At 52.8% G+C, this 16,784-nt stretch carries 10 protein-coding genes; 3 read left to right on the top strand and 7 right to left on the bottom strand.

The genetic code is table 11. The features are described 5' to 3' along the window. The first annotated feature begins 1 nt into the window (after nucleotide 1). Nucleotides 2-1,255 carry a glutamate-5-semialdehyde dehydrogenase gene (gene proA, locus ACI2J2_RS13285; RefSeq protein ID WP_209636743.1) on the top strand — a complete coding sequence of 418 codons (1,254 nt, stop codon included), beginning with the start codon at nucleotides 2-4 and terminating at the stop codon, nucleotides 1,253-1,255. Nucleotides 1,256-1,512: 257 nt separating this feature from the next. On the opposite strand, the gene ACI2J2_RS13280 is transcribed toward proA, so the two are convergent. Both ACI2J2_RS13280 and ACI2J2_RS13275 read right to left on the bottom strand, forming a co-directional pair. Continuing rightward, a complete protein-coding gene (locus ACI2J2_RS13280) occupies nucleotides 1,513-5,073 on the bottom strand; it encodes an SIR2 family protein (RefSeq protein ID WP_404760216.1) in 3,561 nt (1,186 codons plus the stop codon). Between the two features lie 736 nt (nucleotides 5,074-5,809). After that, nucleotides 5,810-6,055: a helix-turn-helix domain-containing protein gene (locus ACI2J2_RS13275; RefSeq protein WP_404760215.1), complete on the bottom strand. Its 246-nt coding sequence runs from the start codon at nucleotides 6,053-6,055 to the stop codon at nucleotides 5,810-5,812. 104 nt (nucleotides 6,056-6,159) lie between these two features. Here ACI2J2_RS13275 and ACI2J2_RS13270 point away from each other — a divergent pair, with 104 nt between their 5' ends. Beyond that, on the top strand, nucleotides 6,160-6,384 hold the full coding sequence (locus tag ACI2J2_RS13270) for a helix-turn-helix domain-containing protein (protein WP_404760297.1): 225 nt from the start codon (nucleotides 6,160-6,162) through the stop codon (nucleotides 6,382-6,384). A 122-nt stretch (nucleotides 6,385-6,506) separates the two neighbouring features. Here ACI2J2_RS13270 and ACI2J2_RS13265 read toward each other — a convergent pair whose 3' ends face one another. The 3 genes from ACI2J2_RS13265 to ACI2J2_RS13255 form a co-directional block, all read right to left on the bottom strand. Next, nucleotides 6,507-7,046, bottom strand: a complete 540-nt coding sequence (locus ACI2J2_RS13265; protein WP_404760214.1) for a hypothetical protein — start codon at nucleotides 7,044-7,046, stop codon at nucleotides 6,507-6,509. A gap of 538 nt (nucleotides 7,047-7,584) precedes the next feature. Beyond that, nucleotides 7,585-8,109 carry a cytochrome b561 gene (cybB, locus tag ACI2J2_RS13260; RefSeq protein WP_209636924.1) on the bottom strand — a complete coding sequence of 175 codons (525 nt, stop codon included), beginning with the start codon at nucleotides 8,107-8,109 and terminating at the stop codon, nucleotides 7,585-7,587. A 118-nt stretch (nucleotides 8,110-8,227) separates the two neighbouring features. After that, nucleotides 8,228-9,826 (bottom strand): ABC transporter substrate-binding protein, encoded by a 1,599-nt coding sequence (locus ACI2J2_RS13255; RefSeq protein WP_265554731.1) that lies wholly within the window; start codon nucleotides 9,824-9,826, stop codon nucleotides 8,228-8,230. A 500-nt stretch (nucleotides 9,827-10,326) separates the two neighbouring features. Here ACI2J2_RS13255 and ACI2J2_RS13250 point away from each other — a divergent pair, with 500 nt between their 5' ends. Continuing rightward, nucleotides 10,327-11,673, top strand: a complete 1,347-nt coding sequence (locus ACI2J2_RS13250) for a condensation domain-containing protein (RefSeq protein ID WP_209636733.1) — start codon at nucleotides 10,327-10,329, stop codon at nucleotides 11,671-11,673. Between the two features lie 108 nt (nucleotides 11,674-11,781). Here the strand turns inward: ACI2J2_RS13250 and ACI2J2_RS13245 are convergent, their stop codons facing one another. Both ACI2J2_RS13245 and ACI2J2_RS13240 read right to left on the bottom strand, forming a co-directional pair. Continuing rightward, entirely contained in the window at nucleotides 11,782-14,868 is a 3,087-nt protein-coding gene (locus ACI2J2_RS13245) for an amino acid adenylation domain-containing protein (RefSeq protein ID WP_404760213.1), read from the bottom strand. A gap of 72 nt (nucleotides 14,869-14,940) precedes the next feature. Next, nucleotides 14,941-16,542 carry a condensation domain-containing protein gene (locus tag ACI2J2_RS13240; RefSeq protein WP_404760212.1) on the bottom strand — a complete coding sequence of 534 codons (1,602 nt, stop codon included), beginning with the start codon at nucleotides 16,540-16,542 and terminating at the stop codon, nucleotides 14,941-14,943. Nucleotides 16,543-16,784: the final 242 nt, after the last annotated feature.

Here is a 16,784-nt window from a genome sequence, read left to right as displayed (position 1 = left end):
CATGCTAGAGCAAATGGGGAAGGCCGCCAAACAGGCTTCCTGGCAACTGGCGGTGCTGAGCACGGCGAAGAAAAATCAGGTGTTGTCGGTGATTGCCGACAGACTGGAAGCCGAAAGCGAAGTGATTTTACAGGCTAATGAACAGGACATGGCACAGGCACGCGCCAGCGGGATGACCGAAGCGCTGCTCGATCGCCTGTTGCTGACCCCGGCGCGGCTGGCAGCGATCGCCAACGACGTGCGCCAGGTGTGCCGTTTGAACGACCCGGTCGGCCACGTATTGGACGGCAGCCTGCTGGACAGCGGGCTGAAGCTGGAGCGCCGCCGTGTGCCACTCGGCGTGATTGGCGTGATTTATGAAGCGCGGCCGAACGTCACCATCGACGTCGCCAGCCTGTGCCTGAAAACCGGCAACGCGGTTATCCTGCGTGGCGGCAAAGAAACGCACCACACCAACCAGGCGACGGTGAAAGTGATCCAGCAGGCGCTGGAACAGTGCGGCCTGCCGGCTGCAGCGGTGCAGGCGATTGAAAGCCCGGATCGCGCACTGGTGAATGAGCTGCTGCGTCTGGATCGCTACGTTGATATGCTGATCCCACGCGGTGGTGCTGGCCTGCACAAGCTGTGCCGCGAACAGTCGACCATTCCGGTGATCACCGGTGGTATCGGTGTTTGCCACACTTACGTTGACGACAGCGTTGATTTCGACAAGGCGTTGACGGTCATCGAGAATGCCAAAATCCAACGTCCAAGCGCCTGTAACTCGCTGGAGACGTTGCTGGTGAACCGTAATATCGCTGCTGAGTTCCTGCCTGCGCTGAGCACCCGAATGGCTGCAGTTGGCGTCACTCTGCATGCCGCAGAGAACGCGATGCCGCTGTTGCAAGACGGCCCGGCAACGGTGGTGGCGGTAGCGGCGGAGGATTATGACGACGAATGGCTGTCGCTGGACCTGAACGTGGCGCTGGTGGATGACATCGATCAGGCCATCGACCATATCCGTACCCACGGCACCAGCCACTCCGACGCGATCCTTACCCGCTCACTGAGCAGCGCCGAGCACTTTGTGCGTGCGGTGGACTCCAGCGCGGTATACGTCAACGCCAGCACCCGCTTCACCGACGGCGGCCAGTTTGGCCTGGGCGCAGAAGTGGCCGTCAGCACCCAGAAACTGCATGCCCGCGGCCCAATGGGCCTGGACGCACTGACCACCTATAAGTGGATCGGCTATGGCGACGATTTGGTTCGCAGTTAACTTTTAGTACGGCGTTTAGATTACGGTAGGGGCGCAGCATGCTGCGCCCTTTTTGCATTTGAGGGATATCAAAACGTTTGAAGACCGATACTAATATATCTTAGTTTGTAGTGTTGCTGGCTTAAGCGAAACCGAATCTAACGGTCGGCTTTGCGCTAGAGGTGGGCGCAAAAATTAGGGATCAACTCAAATCCACAATGTCCCCTGAGGCTGAATCATTCCATCCAGCCACGAGCTGGAAACTTTGTGATTAAGATCTAAGTCGGTACATATGTTACATATGCATATCTGACTTCCGGCAGTGCATCCTCCACAGATTCCTCTACGATACGTTTTAATTCAGCATGCTGACGATCACTGCGACGTAGAATTTCTCCCGCAAGTCTGACACATGCGGCACGGACAAATGAGACACTGACTGATTCTCTGCTGAAAGGGACAATATTACTGTATGCCGCGTTATCAAAAATAATAGGTAAGGTATCAATTAACGATGCATTGCTATCTGCGTCCAGAAAACCTTTACAGTACATCTCATTTGCTGTCCAGATAAGCGACTGGAGTCCGGTCATCCGACCCGACTCAACAACCATGATAAAACGAGCTATCAGGTTTTCGATTATGGGTGACTGCGTTTGCTCTCGCCAAGCTAGTAAAGCATATGCGGCATACGCGATTGTATTAGAATCTTTTGTTTGTAATTCCCTGCGGAGAATTTTTTCCAGACTTGATGGAGGGACTGTGCCTTCACAAACAAAACGTGGTAGTGCAACAAGTAATACCGGGATATTGTATTCTTTAAAGAAATCATAAATTCTCTTAAAGTTCATCTCTGTAAGCGCCGACTGAGGCAGAGACGGTACGATCGAGCGGGCGAGTGCTTTGCCAATCATATTTGCGCATTGTTCGTTTTCATGCTGTGAGAACCCCAGAACATCTTTCTTTTCCCTTTGCGCTCGCCACATTACCATTCGGTTGAAGAAATCACTTGCCTGCTCTGGCTCAGGCAATTCCTTTGCCCTTTCATCCAGCGCTACATTAATAATATTTGCAAGACGGGTTTGATTGAACAAGCTGTCACCCTCTGCATCAAAGAGATATTTTCTAACGAGCTTTCTTACGACATTCGGGGCCGGGGAAGGAATCTCAAGCAATACATAAGTAAATAATCCCGTTGCCGGTAAAACCGTGATATCAGGTTTATCACCCCATACTCGTTTCTGGATTTTTCCCAGTTCATCTTTCGTCAGAAAGCCCTTTGATATCAGCGGGAGCAAGCGTTCCAGTGCGGGCCCGCTTTTTGGGGTATTAGGTACAATCTGGTCAATAATGGCATCTATCCGGCGATCGATTGCCGAATTCTGCGATCGCTCTCCGGGAAATTGAATAACGGGATTTATCCATTCGCGCTGGTCACTGTTATTAGTTTCAGACGTAAGCGGAACGCTTAATGCATCAGAAAGAATGCGGAATTGCTGGTTTTCTGGGATGCTTTCAAGGGAAAACTCTGCCAAATGGCGCAGCGCATCGCTGAGCCAAGCATGCTGGAGCTCGGAATTATTACACAACGAACAGGCAAGCTGAAAATGCGTGATTGCCTGTTCAGGTGTTGTTCGTACGGAAATTCGCGCCAGGACCTCAATAAACACGCGTAACCGGCCCAGAGCATAACCACGACCATTCTCGGGGTCTCTGGCCAGCTTTGCCACCCAGTAATCAATAGCCGGTTTACACCGGCTGAGTAAGGTATCCACATCCGTCTGTGGCAAGCATGCAATTTTGATCCTGGAAAAAACGCTATTTATGACATCGCAGTTATCGCTGTTTGCCGAGCGGATAGCGAGTGTGAGGCAGTGGAGATTACTCATCTCCTCCAGGTCTGTAAGTCTGGCTGCTGCGTCTGTTAGGAAACTTGAATGCTGCCAGCGCAGTGGGATACCTACCGTAGCAGAAAGCCCTTCAAACAACTGGAGCGGATGCAATTCATTACTGTGTGTTATCCGGTTGGCGTTATCTCTGTAATATCCAGCTTCGAATGAGGGTTCAATAGTCTTTTGTTTCTGCTGTTCTTCACGCGCCTTGTTGATACTTTTACGGAGATTTTCAAGATGATCCCAGGGATTGCATTTTGAACTCTGATGATCCGCTGAAATCGTTTCAGAATCATTTTTAGTGGACCAGAAAGTTGTCGTCCGCAGCATCCACTGTACCCATGCCAACCGGGACTGGATATATAACGAGTTTCGACTGTGCCGGTATTGACCAAGAAGTTCACGATGGGCTTCAGCAATGTATTTTTCACCTTGTTCAAACTTTCCCAGTTCTGAAAAGAGAGCTGCCTTTCTCAGCTTCCATACAGCACTGAGGTCTTCAATCTGATCGGCATATTTATCCAGTGCTGAATAATCAAAGATATCACGTGCAATAAGTGCCTGTTGATAGGTCAGTTCGTTGTGGCTTTCAGGCCAGTATTTTGCCCCTTTTTCGAGGATCGTGTGGGTGAGCTGGTAAACGTAGCTACTTTCTTCAGATATTATCCAGCGAGTGTTTTTCAAAAGAAAAAGTGCAATTTCCAGTTGCTGCTTTTTACTGAGCGTACAGGGGAATGCAGGATCACACACCTTGAGTAATTCCTTTGACAGCCAGGAAGGAGCTACGTCGAATGTTTTTTCAAGGCGCCAGACCATTTCATACAAGAGTGATTCCCGGCTGTTTGCAGACATCAGTGGTAAATGCTGTGGGCGAGGCCAAGGATAATTGATCTGCGTTCTCAGTTCCCAGCGTATGTATTCTGGACAAATCAACCAGCCGGGATAAGACTCCCGGTCTTGCCTGAGTGACGGTAGTTGATCTTCCAGCATCTTTGCGCCATATGCTGGATCCTGTTTTTTATTATATTCATCTTCAGTAAAGGTTTTAGGATGCAGTTGCGTAGGTTGCCATTCCCAGGTTGGGGCGGGTTTACTATCTTCAAGAAACCGGAGAAACAGTTTTGTTGCTTCAAGATGTTTCGTGTCGTGATCGTCAAATTCTGCAACGAGGTCGCTAAGATCGATTGGAGCAACATTGATGGAATCAAGGTATTTCCGCTTCGGACCATTTAGATGCAGTGCACCGACAAGGTAAATACGTCGGGAGTGTGTGGCGAGATTATCTCTTACCCATCCGGCCCATTGTAAAAAATTAGGGTCATCGCCGGAGAAGCCCAGTAAGCAGAGTTCATTTTCGATAAAGACCTGACGAGCAAAATTAACGAACGCGGCACAGGATTGCGGATATCTTCGATAATCTTCTTGGGTAAAAATCAGTTCACTCGTAACATCTATTGTACCATGAAGTTTCACGATTCGCGGGGATCTGCAGCCAGAAAGATCGCCCTGTTTATTGACAACACTGTATACGCGGCTGTGAAGCTCGGCGGAGGCGCGTTCAAGTAGAGTATCCCAGTTAGTTGTTAACACTTCTGACCAGGGAAACTTCAGGAGGTTCTGGTGGAGTTCGCCCGGGCACCAGGCTACATCATTTATCTCATTCTTGATCAAATCATGGAGCGCCTGTTTACCGAAAAAAGCACAGTATTCCTCTGCCAGACGAAGTGGATCATTACTCCAGGATTTTAGCTCTGTGGTAAGTGTTTGTGAAAAATCATTCCACAATGGCAGTTTCTTACGTGCATCGCCGGACGTGGCAGCACTTCTGCTGAATCCCGCGCCAACCATTACTGCAGCACCATGATAGGTGTTGTCCTGTTGCCACAATGAAGACGCTAGTTTTTTTAACGCCGGGTAGTCAGGGAGAGATGAAATTTTCTTATCCACGCGCCTAAATCCAGATTTGTTCAAAAAGTTGAAACAACTATGATTACTTTATCACTCATGCAGGTCATAAAACACTAACATGAGATCCCTTATGAGCTATTGAGGTGAGTATTACAGTTACTACCTCAAAGTGAGGCTGTTTCCAAAGCGAAGATCGCAGGTATGAGATTACCGGAGAAAACGATATCGGTTGACTTTTACAGCTATCGTACATCCTTAGGTTTCTTTAAAGTGGGTTTGCATTCATGCAGCATTCAGAATATTAATATATATTGAGAGAGTGCGAAATTTAGCCGCCATAGAATATTTATTTCTGTAGGATGGAGGATACGCTTGTGCCCGGAAAGCGGAAATATCATTACAGTCGTAAAGATAAAATCTACCTTTCTTTTCCTCCTTTGCCAAGTAACCGAGAATCCAATGGATTTTGATGATATGAAGTGTGTTGTTGCAAAAGACTGTCTGGTTAATATCAGTGATTTAGTGCTCATTTAATTCACAATGATGAAAACTACCTTCTTGAACGGTCAGTCTATTCTGAATAGCGGATACTCTTCGTGATGCTGGCTATATGGTCTTTGTAATATGTCTATCTAACAAGAATTACATATGTGAAGATTTTTCATTAACCAATTTTTATCAAATGATTATATTGATTTTTGTGATATGTAGTGAGATATGCTGAAATTGATCTTTTTAATCTCATAATGCAAAAGTCGTAGGTTCGATTACGCGTTTACAACAAATGAATTCGCCCACCAATCCGTTCCATAACCGCTCCAGCATCCACCCCAAGCAGCCTGGAGATAAGAGCAAACTCCACCACATCCAGCTTGCGTTCGCCGTTCTCAACCTTGGCGACAAAGGACTGCGGGCGGCCCAGCGCCTCGGCCAGCTTGGCCTGAGTGATGCTTTTTTCTATACGAGCATCCCGAAGTATTTTTATAACTAATTGATACTCGGTTGAATAAACTGAAGTCATGGCGTTTTCCGCGAGTGATATCCCAAAATCGAATATCTGCCATTGCTGCAATTATCCCAAAACGGGATAATTAAGTCATCAGATAACCAGGAGGATTAAGCATGATGGATAAACGTGATTGGCACCCAGCGGACGTGATTGCTGCTTTAAAGAAGAAGGGAACAACGTTATCAGCAGTGCCCAGAGAGGCGGGACTGGCTTCCTCTACTTTGGGCAATGCACTGGCGCGGCATTGGCCGAAGGGTGAGCGATTGATTGGCGAGGCTTTGAATCTGTCACCTGCGGAGATATGGCCTTCAAGATACACTGAACCTGTAAACAGGGAATGAGCAGGGCGAGCATTTTGCATCAAAACTCGGCAAAGTTTAGCGATGATAACAGTAGATACAAATATGGGGGCTGGACAGTAAACACCACCCACGCCCCCATTATTACCCATCAATATCCCACGCTATTTCTTAACCATAAGGTGCTTACGTTCTTCTTTGCTCATCGCCTTGTTTGAGCTGGAAATAACGCAGTTATATTCTTTGCCTTTATTAATAATCATAAAGGTGCTGACGGGGTTTTTAAAATCCTTGTCGATGGTGAAATAAACATAGTCCTGCGGCAACACATTAGGTTTAAAGGCACCAAACGCATAAACCCCTTCCAGACCCAGTGCCGATAAATCAATCGTCAACTCCATCGGTTGCGTGGCCATTGGGGACGGCAGCATAGATTTTGCGGACATCATCATAGAGCTGGGGTTAACGGTGTATTCGCTGGTGACTTTCATGCCGACATACTTGGATGTGGGCATCGAAAGCTCTTTCATACAGGCGGCATCGTGCTTGGGTGCAGGGCTGCCATTTTCTTGTACGGCATGGACGTGTTCCAGGGTGACCGTCTCTTTGCCGGTCACCGGTTGTTTGCTGTCTGCTGCCTGTGCCATACCAACCATAGTGATGGCGGCAACTGTCGGTAGAATAATGCCAGTCATTACTTTCATTACTTTTCTCCTGACTTTTTATGAATGGAAAGCCTTATTAACTTTCCTGTGTGTGTAGTCGGTGGGATCTAATTAATAAAGTCATAGGCAGCACTCTGTCGTCTCATATAAATATGAGAAATGACGAGTTAACCCGAAAATTAACTGGCGTTTTTAAGCTGTATAAAATGAATGTTGTTTTAACGTTGTCGGCCAGTTGGCTGGCATATTCGTTGTATGAATAACCTTAGTCAAAATCTGGAATAGATACAACTCGACATATAAGAATTTTTTATCTTGAATTTAAGGTCGAGTTGGCGGGTTGATATAACTCATTTTCTTACAGAGGGTTATGTTTTTCTACGGTAAATTTGTCAGCTCTGTTTGCCTGCAATCAGGTCTTCCTCTAATTAATGAGGATATTTATTATTTAAATTGATATGTATGCATGTGGTCATTATTGCTTTGATTATTTTCTTACCTGGAATAGGTGCTCTGTAATAAACAGCCCTTTAACCAAGGGTCTATCAGCCGCAGGGCGGTTTATTAACATTTGATGTTAGCGCTTATTTAACCACGGCAGCATCCGCACCAGCGCGTTGTCCTTCACGATGTAGTGATGGAACAGCGCAGCGGCGGCATGCAGCCCAATCAGCCAGTAGCCAAAAGAGGCGAGCGTCTTGTGCCAGCCGATGATAGCCCGCGCCTGCGGGCGGTCGGCAACGTCGGCAAAGGGCATTGGCAAACCGAATAGAAACCACTCTTTACCGCCCAGATAGCGGGAATAGACACCCAGAACCGGCAGTGTCAGCAGTAAGAGGTAAATCAGGCTATGCACCAAATGAGCCGCGCCGGTTTGCCATTTTGCCGGTTTAGGGGCAATAGCGGGGCTGGTGTGGCGCCAGCGCAGGAACAGGCGGGCGATCATCAAGACAAAGACCGTTACGCCGCAACTGAAGTGGGTCACGACCAGCACGTACCATAACGGGGTGCCTGGCAGGGTAAAACCTCTCAGCTCAATCGTTGTGCAGGTCACGACCAGCAGGATCGCCACCAACCAGTGCAGGCGGATCTGCATTGGCATATAAGAGTTCTGCACCGGGTTACCTTTTGATGTTAAATCGTCTAGCTGCTGAGAGTAACGAAATGTTACAGGCGAGGAAAGCGCCGGATGCGAATTTCATCCGGCGCGGCAGTCACACTCAGTTTACCTTGGCTTTGGCAAAGTCACTGCCGTTAACGTCAACCACATAACCGCTAACGTTGCTGCGGGTGGCGTAGAACACCTTGCCGTTAGCCAGTGGCAGCAGCGGAGCCTGTTGGGCAAAAATCACCTGCGCTTGCTGATAAAGCTTGGCGCGTTCGGCAGGGACGCTGACCTGAATCGCCTGCTGGATCAGTTTGTCATAGCTGCTGTCGCACCAGCGGGCCGCGTTGGCACCGGTTTGCACGCCAGCGCAGTTGAGCAGGGTAGCGAAGTTATCCGGGTCGCCGTTATCCGACATCCAGCCGTACAGGGCGCTCTGTTGTTCCCCTTTGCGCAGCCCGGCCAGGTACTGGCCCCACTCCCAGGTGACGATTTTGGCTTTCACACCCACTTTCGCCCAGTCGTTTTGGATCATCTGGGCAATTCGCCGTGAATTAGGGTTGTAAGGTCGCGCCACCGGCATCGACCAGATGTCGGTCTCAAACCCTTTCTCCAAACCGGCCTGCTTCAGCAGTTCACGGGCTTTTTCCGGGTTGTAAGCGTATTCAGGCAGTTTGTCGTTATAGCCCAGCATGCCCGGCGGCAATATCGAATAGGCCGGTGTGCCGCTGTCTTTAAATACCGCAGCCACAATCGCCTTTTTGTCTACCGCGTAGCTCAGCGCCTGGCGCACCAGCACGTTATCAAACGGCTTCTTCTGGGTATTGAACGCCAGATAGCCGACGTTCAGGCCGTCGATACTGTTCAACTGCAAGTTTTTGTCGCTCTTGATGGCGTCAAATTGCTCCGCCAGCGGAGCAGGGATGATCTGGCACTCGTTGGTTTTCAGCTTGGCCAGCCGGGTTTCAGGGTTGGGTGTAATGGAAAAAATCAGGTGCTTGCTGGCCACTTCGCCCTGCCAGTAATGGGGGTTGGCGATGTAGCGGATCAGTGAGTCCTGTTTGTACTGTTGCAGTGCGAACGGACCGGTGCCGATAGGCCAGTTATCGACATTTTCCGGCGTGCCTTTTTTCAGCATGGCGTCGGCATATTCGGCGGAAAGGATCGACGCAAAATCCATTGTCCAGTCAGCCAGGAACGCGGCGTTAGGCTGGCTCAGCGTAAAGCGCACGTGGTCGTTATCCACTGCCTCTACCTTGGTGATCAACGTGTCCAGCCCGGTGTCGGTAAAGTACTCGTAGTTGCCGCCGGATACCTTGTGATACGGATTATTGGGGTCTTTTTGACGCATCACGGTGAACACGACGTCCTCGGCGTTGAAGTCACGCGTGGGGGTGAAGAACTTGTTGCTGTTGAATTTCACGCCTTTACGCAGCGTAAAGGTGTAGGTTTTGCCATCCGGGCTGATGGTCCACTCGGTCGCCAGTGAAGGCGCCGGAGTTTTATCGCTTTCACGCAACGTCAGCAGGCGGTTGTACAACACCTGCGACGTCGCGATAAAGGTGGTCCCAGAGCTGGAAAGCTGCGGGTTGAATGATTCGGGTGAGGCCACGGTGCAATAGACCAGAGTATCCGTGGCGGCCAGTGCGCTGCCCGCCGCCAACAAACCGGTTCCCGCCAATAACAGACCCACAGTGCTTTGTTTAAAATGCATAAAATGGATGGCTCCCTCAGGTTAATCGAGGACACTGCCGCCGCTGTGGCATTCAGGCAGCCCTCAATTTAAATATAAGTGATTGATCGCGAATATGGGAGCTAGCTGTCGATTGTTGTTTTTGTCACAGCATCCTCAACAGCGCTTTTCGGTATAGAGCCTTCCCGGTCAGGCAAATTTACAGTATGAACAGGTTGTTCTATATTCATGAAAATGATAATAAGTGTTATTATCATTTTCATTTGTAACCGAACCGAAACATCTTCTGTGCGTTGTCATGGCCTTGCAAAAGGCGGATGCGCCGTCCCGTTTTACGTGCGCCAGGGGGGCAAGCACGCAAACCACAATAAAAAGGATCACGCCAGGTTGCCTGTGTATAGGGCGGCAGGCCGTATCCGGTATTTACCCCGTATTGGCCGTTATTAGACGCAATCTGCGGCGGCGGGGTTTTGGCTTCCGTTGTTTCAACATTTGTTTATGGCTTATCAAAGGTAGGTAACATGTCGGAAACTGTTTTGGCTACAGAATGGCTGCCGCTGACACCGGCTCAGTTAGACTTCTGGGAAGAGTTTACTTTGCATCCCGGGCAGCCGTTTTCCACCGTCGCCCACGCCACTGAATTACGCGGAGCGGTAGACGAGATAGCGCTGTGCCGGGCGATTACCCTCACGCTTGCCGAAACGCAGGCATTTGCACTGCGCTTTAATGCGGGTATTGGCGACCGTCCGCCGCAGCAGCGTTATGATCCTTCCTGGGCACCGGCGTTGAATTGTATCGACCTGCAAGAGCAACCCGATCCCTACCTATCCGCGATGCGCTTGATCCAGGCGGATATTGGGCAACCGATGGATCTGTGCAATCGGCCGCTGGCGGCAATGTGGTTAATCAAACTGGGGCCGTCACGCTTTATCTGGTTCGTTCGTGCGCACCATATCGTGATTGATGGATTCGGCATGGCGCTGATCGAACACCGCTGTGCCGCGCTGTATGCGCACTTCCTTGGCAAGGGTGCGGCAGGGCAAGCATTGGGGGCGTTCGACACCTTCCAACGTCATGAGCTGGCCTATGCCACGTCTGAACGCTGCACTAAGGATCGTCTTTTTTGGCAGCGTTATTTACCGCCGTCACAGACGTTACCCACGGTACGCAAAGGCGGCAGAGAATATGGCGTGAAATGTCTGAGCACCAGCACGGCGCTGCCGGGCGAGATCTCACAGCGGCTGCGTGGGTTATCGGAACGTAGCGGCATCGGCTGGCCCGATTTGCTGCTGGCACTGTCCGCCGCCTGGCTGTTCTTTACCTTACCGCCGCTACCGCACGATAAGGGCGATACGCGCACCATGTGGATGCCGGTAATGAACCGTCGTAGTAGCAAGGCGACCAGTACACCAGCACTGGCGGTCAATACACTGCCGTTTTTGGTGTCGCTGCGCGTGGAAGAGACTCTCGGGCATTTTCTTTCCAACCTGGCGCAGACGCTGCGTGAGCTACGCAGCCACGCCGGTTATCGCCTGCGGCAGATCGCCGCCGATCGTGGCGTGACGCCGGCTTCGCGTCTGTTTATTTCCCCGTTTATCAACGTTCAGCCGTTTGATCCTGCGGGTTTCAGCGGGTGCAACAGCACACGCAAGGTATTGGCGGGTGGCTCGGGTGACGGCGCTAATCTGACCTTCCGCGGGCGCACCGATGCCGACGATTTACATCTGGATATTGATATCTACGTGCAGCAGTTCCCTGGCATTGGGGTTGCTGACTACGGTAACGCCCTGCAGGATTTTTTACTGCGAGCATTGCGGGAAGAGGCGTTGGAGACCGCGGTGGGTGAACTGATGGCGGTGCCCGCCTGAGGGGGAATAACCCGGCATAATAGCGCAACCGGTAGGGGTCGAACACGTTCGACCCGATTTGCCTTTGTGAGCGGGCGCAGCATGCTGCGCCACGACGTTTAAAGGGTGTTAACGCGCCAGCAGCGCTGCGACCTCCCGCGCATTTTTACAAGGAATGAGCAGCGTGGGGGGGAGCCGGGTGCCAAAAGCATCATTGAGCTGGGTAGCCACTTGCCGGATATGTGGCAGCTTCAGCCCCATGCTGATAAAGGCCGTTTCTTCCCCCCACTCAGGGCGCGGCGTTGCACCGATGGCCTGCAAATAGATAGCCAAAATCTTGCCGCTGTTTGCCGCGGGGGCATGTGGCAACGGCGCCGCGCAGGCGTTTAGCCCCGGTGCTGCACGCTCAGCGCTGAACGCCGCCCGGATGCGGTGACGGTCCGTTTTACCGTTGCCGGAAAGCGGCAGCGTTTCGGCGTGGATAAAGCGCGTTGGAATATGGGTGCAAGGCAGATAGCCGGTGGAAAAGGCGCGGATGGCCGCTAGCGACAGCGGTTTGCCGTCATGGGTAAGGTACATCGCCCCCAGCGTGGCTTCGGCATTGTCGCCGCCTGGGTAATCCACGACCACGATATCGAGAATGGCCTCATGCCCGCGCAGCACGTCTTCAATCTCCGGTAATGAGACGCGCACGCCACGGATTTTCACATAACCGTTCACCCGGCTGGCGAACAGAATATTGCCGTCTGCACGATAGTAACCCTGATCGCCGGTGCGGAAGGCTCGCAGCGATTGCCCGTCGGGGCCGTCCAGGGTGACAAAGTCATGTTGCTTTAGAGCGCCGTCTTCCAGATAGCCCAATGCCAGATTAACCCCCGCCGTATGAATACGTCCAACCACCCCTGCCGGGCAATGGGTGCCGTCGTCATGGCAGATAAAGTATTGGTTGGCCGGCAACGGCTGGCCATAAGGCACGGTGCCGGTATCCTGTTCCGCAATCGGGTGCCAGATGCTCCAGATGGTGGTTTCGGTCGGGCCACCGAGTGAGAACAGGCTGATGTCGGGGCGCAAACCACGTAACAGCTGCACCGTTGCCGGTTTGATGTAATCACCGCCTTGGGCCACCAAGCGCAGTGAGCGCAGGCTGTCGTCTGTTTTGCAGGTGAGCAGCATTTCCAAAATGGCGGGCACCGAACACCACAGGCTAACGCGATGGCGCTCTACCAACTGGTTCCAACTGATGGCGTCTTTTTCCTGATGCGGTGCCGGTAGTACCAGCGTCGCCCCGGCGCTGAGCGAACCGAACAGATCAAACATCGACATATCGTGGTGCGGCGGCGTGACTGAGATCATCACGTCATCAGCGGTAACCACCCAGCGTTGCAGGGTTTGGCCGATGACGTTGGCCGTTGCGCGGTTGTTGAGCACCACGCATTTTGGTTTGCCGGTCGTGCCGGAGGTATACAGGTAATAACTGGCCTCGGTGCTGGCGCTGCGATCGGCCAGCGTCTGGCTGTCCGGTAGCTTGGCTGCGTCTGCCGTGGGGGCCAGCAGTTCCTCTGGCGTCACCCCGTGCTCTGTTTCCAGCTCACCCTGGTGTACCACCAGATCCGGCCGACAGTTGCTCAGCAGATAAGCGGTGCGCTCAGGGGGGGAGTTGATGTCGATCGGCACCCAAATAATACCCAGCAGTGCACAGGCGAGGGAGATCGTCACATGCTCTGGGCTGCGTGCCAGATACAAGGCCAGCACGCTGCCAGGTTTCAGGCCACGCCGTTGCAGATTGGCCATTACGCTGCCGACTTGCCGGCCAAGTTCTGGGTATGTCAGGCTCTGTTGATCGCAGATCAAGGCCGGTCGCGGCTGTGGATCGTTAAACAGCCGGTCAGCCAACTGCGCCAGGTATGGATAGGCGGTAAATGCCGTCTCGCTGTGGTTATGGCGATAGTGCTGATAATCGATAAATTGCGCTGGGGCGATCTCCAAATCGCCGTCCCGGCACATTAACGTTATCCGACGTTGCAGCGCACTCAGCATCGCCTGCACTTGCTCACCGTCCAGTGCCTGTTCGGCATAGTCGACGCACAGCAGCAGATTCTTGTCGGCGTCCTGCGTCAGCCGAATATCGATCGCCACCTGCGGTGTCTGCGTCACGCCGTCATGGTAGCGCACCGGGGCATTGGCTGGCAGCGTCTCCCAGCCTAAGCAATTGGTGAGGATCACCGGCAGCGCAGGCGATCCCTGGCTGTGGTTCAGCAACTGTCGCGCCAAATCAACACCGGAAAATGTCAGGTGATCGAGCGCACCTAATACGTCGTCTTGCAATGCCTGCGCGCGGCTGACAAAGGTGCCACCCTGACGCGCATAGCGCACCGCCACGAAGGTGGAGGCGTTGCTGAGTGCGCCGTCCGCAGCGGGAAAGGCGACGGGGACGCCGACGCACAACTCGCCGTCGGTGGTCCACTGCGCCAGAGTATCGAGGATCAGTGCCGACAGGCTGCTGTTGCGCAGCAATGCGTGGGCAGAGCCCAGGCGTGAGAACTGTTTTAACGTTTCGCGTGGCAGCGTCAACGTGGCGCGGCGGTAGCGTGAAGACTTGATATTAGCCAGCGGAGTACGCCAGGGTAGCGCCGACGGCGTGGTGACGTTCTGCAACTTGGCCTGCCAATAGGCCGCATCCGTCTGGCGCTGTTCTGCGCTGGCGGCGGCGGGTGGTGCCGGGGGGGCGACGGGTCGCAGCGGGGTGTCGTCAAATAACCGGGCAATCACGGTAGAAATGCCCTGGCCGTCGAGGATCAGCGCGTCGAAGCTGGTGAAAACCACGCTGTCGTGATGGGCGTCCTGCATCTCTGGCAATTGAATGACGGCGATACGCCACAAAGGCTGCGTAGGATCGTGCCGCTGGTGCGAGTATTGATCGCGCAGGGCTGCCAGCCGTTGTTGTGCAACCTCATGATCGCACTCACGCAGATCGTGACGATCCAGGTTTAGCGTGGCTTCCTGTCGTACATGCTGGGTGAAACGGTGAGGATCGATACAGGTGCGCAGCGCCGGATAGTGCTGCACCAGTTCACTCAGTCGGTTTTCCAACCGCGCCACGTCCAACTGCAGACCGCGATATTCGCGAAAGTCGTGCATTGCCACGCCGCCTAGCGGCCATTGTTCGCTGCGCCCGAGCAGGTAAGCCTGCTGCAGCGTGCTTAATGGTGTCTCCATGGTATTTCCCTATTGTCGCTAACCAACGAAAAAGAAAACAGGGCGCGTGAGGCCACGCACCCGGAACCGATATCAAGCTTTGGGTGCCAGCACCTTTAGCAGCATGTGCACACCTTCAGCGGCATTGGGGGCCCGTTCACAGATCAGGGCGGCAAGTGCCGTAGGGGTAGGGTGAGCCGCCACATCTTCTGGGGTCAGCGCCACCGACAGATATTTGTTAAGCACGGCCAGTAAGGCCAGCAGGCCATCCTGCGGTAGCTGCAGGGTGTTGATGTCGTCGTCATCACCCAGCTGGGTGTCCGGCGCGACGCGCGCTAACAGCCGGTGTAACAGTTGGCGTACCGGCGCCTGGCGGCTCAATGCCTGCGCGGAACATTGTGACAGCCACTGCGCCAACGGCTGGTTGAAACTGTCCGGCTGGTTGGCGGCCCGTTTTAACAAGGCACCGTAGGTAGCGAACAACTGCGGCAGCAGCCGATCCGGGAAAGCGTCCTGACGCACATCCCAGTTGATCAGAATGCCGCCGTTGGCGTGCGCGACCTGGGCATCAAGCGCAACCTGCGGGCCCTGGGAAATCACCCATTCCAGCGGACCAAAGGTACGGGTGACATCATCAGAAAACAGCGCTTTACCCTGGATGCCAAAACCGGCGGTAAACACCACCGGCGAAGGTTGCATGCTGCCTTGCAGGCGCGACAGGTCGCGCATCACGCTGACGCCGGGGTAGTCGGCGTTCGCGATCAGTTCCGCCAGTTGGTCCATCAGGCGGCGGCTGAACGTTGACAGGTTTTCCGTCGGATTCAGCGTGATGCCGAGAAGCACCAGATTAGAAAAATCGCCAATGATGTTATCGACGTTTTCTGCTTCCCGGTGGAACAGCGGCACATTCAACCGGAAGCGTGACAGGTTCCAGCCATGGCCGACGGTCACGGCAAACAGCGCCAGAAACAGTGATGACAGCGTGACGTGGTGTGCCTTGGCGGCCTCTTCCAGCGCTTGGGTTTCTCTTGCGCTCAGTTGCAGCGCCAGCCGATCGCTACGGCAGCGATCCGGCGTGCGCAACAGATGCGGTGCGGGCGGTAACTGAGTCAGACGTTCACGCCACCAGGCTTGGGCACGGGCGCGGCGTGCCTGTAGCGCCGTGTCGGCACGGTGACGGTCCAGGTAATCAAAATAGGGAATACTGCTGTCATCGGGTGCTGTTGGGCATTGATGATAAAAACGCGCCAGATCCTCCATCAATACACGAAAACCCATCGCATCACCGGCAATCATGTCCAGATCCACATGCAGTCTGCTGTGACCACCGGGCAGCAGGCTAAGGCTGATATCGCAGGGGACACCCTGTTCCAGCGGCAATTTTTGGCTGCTTTTCGTTTGGCGTTTATGGGCTAGCCGGTTGGCAACATCAGGAGCATCGGCGTGGCTAAAATCGTCCAGATGCAGGCGATGTTGAGGGCCACTGGCATCGATTGTCTGCTGGCCATCCGCCGTCACGCGCAGGCGCAACATGGGGTGATGCAGGTAAAGAGCGGTAACGGCCTGTCTCAGTCGTTCGACGTCCAGGTCACTGCAGTTAAATTCCGCATACAGGTGGGCAGATACGCCCCCCAGCGGCGCTTCAGATTGCCTGCCAACCCAGTAGGCAGCCTGCATCGTGGTCAACGCTTTCATCGGGTTTCCATCAGTATTGAGAGACTGTAAGAATATATGTCAATGTTAATGGGAATGAAAATTATTACTATTTTTATTTGTTTCAATAACGCATGTAAATAATACGGTTAATACCGGTTTTTGCTCGACGGGTGAAATTGTTAATTCCAATATAGTTATGTTTTGTATTCATTTTAAATGAAATTATTGGTTTTTATCGTTACGGGTAACTTCGATTTTATTTCTGTGCGTTGTGGCTTTTT

It is taken from the genome of Serratia sp. NPDC087055 (assembly GCF_044900985.1).
Taxonomy (GTDB): domain Bacteria; phylum Pseudomonadota; class Gammaproteobacteria; order Enterobacterales; family Enterobacteriaceae; genus Serratia.
Note: the sequence above shows the minus strand (reverse complement) of the source record. Positions and strands in the feature narration are given on the sequence as shown.